The organism is Aquimarina algiphila, assembly GCF_007489275.1.
GTDB classification, from domain to species: domain Bacteria; phylum Bacteroidota; class Bacteroidia; order Flavobacteriales; family Flavobacteriaceae; genus Aquimarina; species Aquimarina algiphila.
In genome coordinates this window covers 1-6,306 of sequence record NZ_VLNR01000127.1, presented here as the reverse complement: position 1 = coordinate 6,306, position 6,306 = coordinate 1, and the positions used below count along the sequence as shown (strand labels likewise).

At 32.7% G+C, this 6,306-nt stretch carries 6 protein-coding genes; 1 reads left to right on the top strand and 5 read right to left on the bottom strand.

Annotated features, from left to right (window positions below):
• The first annotated feature begins 754 nt into the window (after window positions 1-754).
• Window positions 755-1,606 (top strand): hypothetical protein, encoded by an 852-nt coding sequence (locus tag FOF46_RS30120; RefSeq protein WP_143919131.1) that lies wholly within the window; start codon window positions 755-757, stop codon window positions 1,604-1,606.
• An 88-nt stretch (window positions 1,607-1,694) separates the two neighbouring features.
• Here the strand turns inward: FOF46_RS30120 and FOF46_RS30115 are convergent, their stop codons facing one another.
• The 5 genes from FOF46_RS30115 to FOF46_RS30095 all read right to left on the bottom strand — a co-directional run bounded on the left by FOF46_RS30115 (window position 1,695) and on the right by FOF46_RS30095 (window position 6,159).
• Complete coding sequence (locus tag FOF46_RS30115) at window positions 1,695-2,825, bottom strand: TRAP transporter substrate-binding protein (RefSeq protein WP_244299807.1); 1,131 nt, start codon at window positions 2,823-2,825, stop codon at window positions 1,695-1,697.
• A gap of 62 nt (window positions 2,826-2,887) precedes the next feature.
• The gene (locus FOF46_RS30110; protein WP_143919130.1) at window positions 2,888-4,234 is read right to left on the bottom strand and encodes a TRAP transporter large permease; all 1,347 of its coding nucleotides are present in this window, start codon (window positions 4,232-4,234) and stop codon (window positions 2,888-2,890) included.
• The gene (locus tag FOF46_RS30105) at window positions 4,235-4,738 is read right to left on the bottom strand and encodes a TRAP transporter small permease subunit (protein ID WP_143919129.1); all 504 of its coding nucleotides are present in this window, start codon (window positions 4,736-4,738) and stop codon (window positions 4,235-4,237) included.
• 168 nt (window positions 4,739-4,906) lie between these two features.
• Window positions 4,907-5,668 carry a peroxide stress protein YaaA gene (yaaA, locus tag FOF46_RS30100; RefSeq protein WP_143919128.1) on the bottom strand — a complete coding sequence of 254 codons (762 nt, stop codon included), beginning with the start codon at window positions 5,666-5,668 and terminating at the stop codon, window positions 4,907-4,909.
• Window positions 5,669-5,766: 98 nt separating this feature from the next.
• Window positions 5,767-6,159 carry a VOC family protein gene (locus FOF46_RS30095; RefSeq protein ID WP_143919127.1) on the bottom strand — a complete coding sequence of 131 codons (393 nt, stop codon included), beginning with the start codon at window positions 6,157-6,159 and terminating at the stop codon, window positions 5,767-5,769.
• Between the last annotated feature and the right edge of the window lie 147 nt (window positions 6,160-6,306).

Below are 6,306 nucleotides of genomic sequence, written 5' to 3'. Positions count from 1 at the left end.
GGAGAGTCGATGAGAAGAAAAAGAAAAAAATCGTAATTTTAACACTGAAATAAACACGCTTTTGGGAACTGTTTTGCTATGCTCTATTTAAACAGGAATACCCGGGTCAATTTCATAGGAATCTCCACTATCTAACCCTAAAGATGATTTAAAACTGTTTTAAATCGCTTTTAAGTATCTTTGAATTGTATATAATAATTATGAAAGATAATCAACAAGATAGTAATCCATTTGAGGAGTTAGTAGTATCTATTAATGCTCTAACAGAACAATCTAATGAATTAGATTTGTTTTTGTGGTTTGTTACGCTAAATAAAAAAGAATTGGAGAGCGAATTAATATACTATAAGAATTATGAATGTTATAAATGCTGTAAAGTCATACTTGAATGCATAAACAAATTCAATTGATGTAACTCCTGATTTAATAGTCATTCCAACGGGCATTTGGTTTTTCTATTATGTACATTTCAATTTTCCGATTATAAATGAATTCTCAAAATCTTTTTTTATCGTAAAAATAAATTTAGTATGGCACATGCCCTTATATTCCTACAACTCCCATTATAATTAACCTGACAAATACTTGCGTGTACCACTGCTCATTACATACAAAAAGTGACAGGGGAAAAACCCCTGTTAAGGAAAGCACAATTAACAAAAAAATTAACTCGATTTTAATTTCCTCAAAAACCTTATCATTTAGTTTTGCCCTCCGATAAATAAACATAAACAATCTATTAAACCTTTTTATTATGAAAAACAAAATCATTCCTTTTGTCAGTTTAATTGTAGCTACCGCTTTTTTATTTAGTTGTAGTAGTGACGATGATGGGGACAATAATGGAGGCGTAACTGGTGAGGTCTCTACTTCTAAACAATATAAAAATTTGGAGGCTGCTACTGATCAAATAAACGATTTAACATCAGGCGCTATTAATCCTGGTACAAGATCTTCTCGTAAATCCAGTCAAAAAATGAGCGATTGCTACACTATAAATCAGGAATTAAATGAAGATCAGACAAGTGGAACTGTAACTATAGATTTTGGAAACGGATGTGAGGTTGAAAAAGGAGATACAATTTCTGGTAAAATATTAATGTCTTTCTCATTTGATATTAATGGTGAAAATATTTCTATTACATCCAATCAAACTATGGAAAACCTCGTTTTCAATGACATGACCGTAAACGGTACAACCAATCTTGTCATTTCTATTTCTGGAGAGGGATCAGAAACCATTACTACAACTTCTAAAATTGATTTCACATGGGCAGATGGATTAACTGCTACTATTGAGGAAACTGGGAAAAATGAATTTTTTACAAATAATGAGACTTTGGAGTTTTATAGTTTAAGCACTAATAATGGTAGTGCCACGTTTAGTAATGGCGATTTATTTTCATTTACAACTTCGACTCCTTTGCGTATAGAAGGTGATTGTGAATATCCCGTAAGCGGAACTATCAAAAACACAGAAAATACAGTTACTAAAACCTTAGATTTTGGAGACGGTGAATGTGACAGTATAGTAACAGTAACTGATGCTGAAGGAAACACAACTACTGTTGATCTTGAAACGACAGATGAAGATCTAATATTCTAATCTTATTGTTATCTTATAAAAAAGCCATTTTAGTTAAACAACTAAAATGGCTTTTTTTGTAGTTTCTTATTCTAATCTTGAATACATATTACTTCTGTATTTTATTATAGTACGCTTTCTCTGTAATTTCAGACCATTTGGCGATTCTATTCTGAAAACTAGAGTAGCTCTCATACACTTCTTTTGACAAAGGATCATTACCTATCATTTCTTGTAATGCTTCCTCTGTGTATCCTCTTAATGCATCCAAAGTTTCTTTAGAAAATTCTCGAATCTCAACATTTTCTTCATTTACCAATTTATCCAGATAGATACCATTTTGTTTATCAAACTCTGATAAAACCCATACTTGGGCTCTTTTAGCCGCGGCTTGTAATACCGCTTGTAAATGAAGAGGCAAACCGTCATGTAAGTTTTTATTAATAAAAAATTCTAGCTGGGAACCTGTTTCATGCCATCCTGGAGTATAATAGTATTTTGCAATTTTATGAAACCCCATCTTATAATCGTGATATGGCCCAATCCATTCTGTAGCATCAATTACTCCTCTTTCTAAACTTGTATACACTTCACTTCCCGCTACCAGAACAGCTGCACCACCCGCCTTTTCTAATACTTTTCCTCCAATACCCGGAAGGCGCATTTTTAATCCTTTAAAATCTTCTATAGAATTGATTTCTCGATTAAACCATCCCCCCATCTGAACACCAGTATTTCCACCCATAAATGGTACAAGGTTAAATTTGGCATAGGTTTTTTTCCATAACTCATATCCTCCTCCAACTTCTAACCAAGAAGTTATTTGCTGGCTATTCATACCAAAAGGTACTGCCGCAAAAAACTGAGCCGCTGGGGTTTTTCCAGCCCAGTAATACGCAGCACCACACCCCATCTCGATGCTTCCTTGTGATACTGCATCAAAAGCTTCTAAAGGAGGAACTAATTCTCCTCCTCCATATACCTTAATTTTAATTTGCCCGTTGGACAATTCATCAACCCATTCAGCATATTTTTCTGCTACTTCACCTACTACAGGAAAATTAGGTGGCCATGTTGTAGTCATCTTCCAATAAAATACTTTATCAGGTTTACTTACATCATATGAAGTGGTATTCATACTTGCTGGGGGGTCTCCCAAACAAGAAAGAAATAATACAGATACCATTACCAATGTCAATGATTTTTTTGTTTTATATTTTTGAGTCTTATCGAATTTCATCTGTGATATAAATAAGTTATAAAATATACTCTTAGCTTTATTAAAGAGAATTTAATTGACAATTATTTAGAGATAAAAATAATCTCAGGAAAAAATACTACTACCCCAACAATAATTAATTGAATAATTATAAAAGGCACAATTCCCCTATAAATCTGATTGGTTTTTACACTTTCTGGAGCAACCCCTTTAAGATAGAATAATGCAAACCCAAAAGGTGGTGTTAAAAATGACGTTTGCAGGTTTAATGCGATCAAAATCCCAACCCATAACATATCCATACCAAAAGCATTAAAAATAGGAGTTACCACTGGAACGATAATAAAAACAATTTCTATAAAGTCAATAAAAAATCCAGCGATAAAAATCACTACCATTACTAATAACAAAAATAACAAAGGTGTCAGGTTTGACGACATAATTAACTCTTGTAAATATGAATCACCCCCCAGAGTCCTAAACACTAGTGTAAATGTAGTAGCTCCTAAAAGAATGAAAAATACCATTGAGGTAAGCTTTGCAGTTTCTTGCGCTACCTCTTTTAAGATATTAAATGAGAACTTTTTTTGTACAATAGTTAATATTGTGGCTCCAATTGCTCCGATCGCAGAAGCCTCTGTCGGAGAAGCTACACCTGTAAAAATAGACCCTAACACAAGTACAATTAGCAAGATTGGCAGAAATAATACTTTTATAATTTTTGCTGTAAAGTTATCTCCTCTGAACTCTTTTATCTCTTCAGCAGGAATACTGGGAGCATCTTCTTTATGAATAAAAGATTTTATCAAAATATAAAGAATATATAAACCAACGAGTATAATCCCTGGTAACAAAGCTGCAGAAAACAAAGCTCCCACATCTACGGAGGCTGCTCCTCTTGATGAACTATTAATCGTATCCGCTAGTAAAACCAGTACTATAGAAGGCGGTATGATCTGTCCCAAAGTTCCTGAAGATGCTATTACTCCAGTAGCAAGTTCTGTTTTATATCCCCGCTTCAGCATTGTAGGTAAGCTTATCAATCCCATAGTTACCACTGTTGCTCCTACTATGCCAGTAGATGCCGCTAGTAGTGCCCCAACAATTACAACAGAAATTGCTAAACCACCTCGAACCCGTCCAAACATCATAGCCATAGTTTCCAATAAACTCTGGGCTAATCCTGACTTTTCCAACATAATCCCCATAAAAATAAAAAGAGGTACAGCCATTAACACATAATTATTCACTACACCCATAATTCTGGATGGAAGTAAATAAAAAGTAGACATCTGAAACTGTTCTGGAGCAAAAATCGATACTCCAAAAGCAAATGCTACTGAAATTCCCCCCAGTGTAAAAGCTACTGGGTATCCTCTTAAAATTAGAATAAAAATGATTACAAATAATAATATTGCCAAGTACTCCATTTACTGATCTTTATTAAAAATAGTTTGAATTGATTTCAGCATATGAGAGACTCCTTGAAGTAATAAAAAAACAAAACCTAAAGTAATACAAAATTTAAGTACGTATAAAGCTGGTAAACCTCCTGGCTGAGGAGAACTTTCACCAATCATAAATGATGATAGCCCATAATACCATGAAGAAACAATAACAACATAACACCACGGTATCAGCAAAAAAGCTCCTCCCAAAAGATCAACCCATGCTTTTCCTTTTTTAGAAAGTTTATTATAGAATACATCTACCCTAACATGTTTCTCATATTTAAAGGTATATCCTGAGGCTAGTAAGAATAACATTCCGAAAAGATAAATCTCTATTTCGATCATCCATACATATGTAAATTTAAATACATATCGAATAATTACATCAAGACCTATCACCACAGCCAATAAAGCTGCAACCCAACTAACCAGTGACCCTATTTTTTCACCAACCCTATCAAGGAAATTGATAATTTTTTGCATCTAATAATTTGTGTTGTAATTATTAGGGCTGAAGATACTAAAATTAGATGCATTTAAAAATGGTACTTATCGTAACTTATTTAAAAACCAATACCTCTTTTGGAATACTATATTTAAATATCAGTAGCAAAGTTATTTTCTACTAAAAACCAGATTATAATGATTATACTATCTTACAAAGACCAACTCATTAGGCTTAGTAGTATATTCTTCACTAAAACCATAACCTTCATAGTTAAATCCTTTTAAATCTTCTATAGTTTTTGCATTAGTATCTATGATATAACGTACCATCATACCTCTTGCCTTTTTTGCAAAAAAGCTAATCATCTTAAGTTTGTCTCCTTTCCAATCCTTAAATTGAGGGGTGATTACAGGAACTTTTAATGCTTTTGTATCTACTGCACTAAAGTATTCATTACTCGCAAGATTGATGAATAATTCATCCTCCTGTAGCTCTTCGTTTATCTGTTGAGTAACCGTTTTTTTCCAAAACTCATACAAATTATTTTTTCGTCCTATCTTAAGTTTTGTACCCATCTCAAGACGATATGGCTGCATAAGATCCAAGGGTTTTAAGATGCCATATAATCCAGAAAGTATTCTTAATTGATCTTGTAACAGATTTAATTTTTCTTCTGATAGTGTGTACGCATCCAATCCTGTGTATACATCACCGTTAAATGCATATATTGCAGGTCTTGCATTTTCTACAGTAAAAGGAAGACTCCACTCCTGATTACGTTGCCAATTGAGCTGTGCAAGTTTATCACTTATACTCATTAACTCAGAAAGCTTTTTGGGAGATTTCTTTTTGAGCACTCCATTTAACTTTTCTGCTTCAAGAAGAAAGGCTGAAGATGAATGCTTTATAGTGGGTAATGCGGTTTCAAAATCTAATGATTTGGCTGGAGATACTACAATTTTCATTTATACAACTTTTTTGTTTTTCAAAAATACGATTGTGCATTTAGAATTAAAACTTACTGACCTATTTCTTCTCTATTTAGGTATATATAAAAGTTATTCTATTTGATATATTCTTTTATTTGTTTTGCAAACGTTTCTTCATCTTTAAATGCCAGAAGATTTCCATCTGGATCAAAAAACTTTGCTACAACACCCCAACTATGTTCCTGATATTCTACTGGTATCTTTTCTGCACTTAAATCGAGGACTATCTCTTTTACGTTTATAACGTGCATTCGAATACAACTAAATGCCTTTTTGACACCTCCACCAAGATTCAAATAATCTGCTCTATCTTCCTTTTCTATCATTAAATATGTTCCAAAAAAATCAAAACATGTTAATTCTTTATTTTGAAACAAAATATCCAGTTTTAAAACGGTACTATAAAATAGTATACATTCTTTATATTTTCTCACATAAAGAATATGTCCTGTTCGTTTAATATCCATATAAAAGAATTTTATAGTTAAAACCCGTTGTGCATTTAGAAAAAGTTGCGCAAACTGCTAAAAGGCAGTAAATTGTAGTTACGACACTATAATTCATATGCACAACTTTCAAGCAAATTACGATAAAATACTCAAGGTTTTAAAAGG

What these genes read in the sequence shown, in the direction of transcription:
- FOF46_RS30120 (WP_143919131.1), top strand. Translation starts at nt 755, where the DNA reads ATGAAAAACAAAATCATTCCTTTTGTCAGTTTAATTGTAGCTACCGCT.
- FOF46_RS30115 (WP_244299807.1), bottom strand. Translation starts at nt 2,825, where the DNA reads ATGAAATTCGATAAGACTCAAAAATATAAAACAAAAAAATCATTGACA.
- FOF46_RS30110 (WP_143919130.1), bottom strand. Translation starts at nt 4,234, where the DNA reads ATGGAGTACTTGGCAATATTATTATTTGTAATCATTTTTATTCTAATT.
- FOF46_RS30105 (WP_143919129.1), bottom strand. Translation starts at nt 4,738, where the DNA reads ATGCAAAAAATTATCAATTTCCTTGATAGGGTTGGTGAAAAAATAGGG.
- yaaA (WP_143919128.1), bottom strand. Translation starts at nt 5,668, where the DNA reads ATGAAAATTGTAGTATCTCCAGCCAAATCATTAGATTTTGAAACCGCA.
- FOF46_RS30095 (WP_143919127.1), bottom strand. Translation starts at nt 6,159, where the DNA reads ATGGATATTAAACGAACAGGACATATTCTTTATGTGAGAAAATATAAA.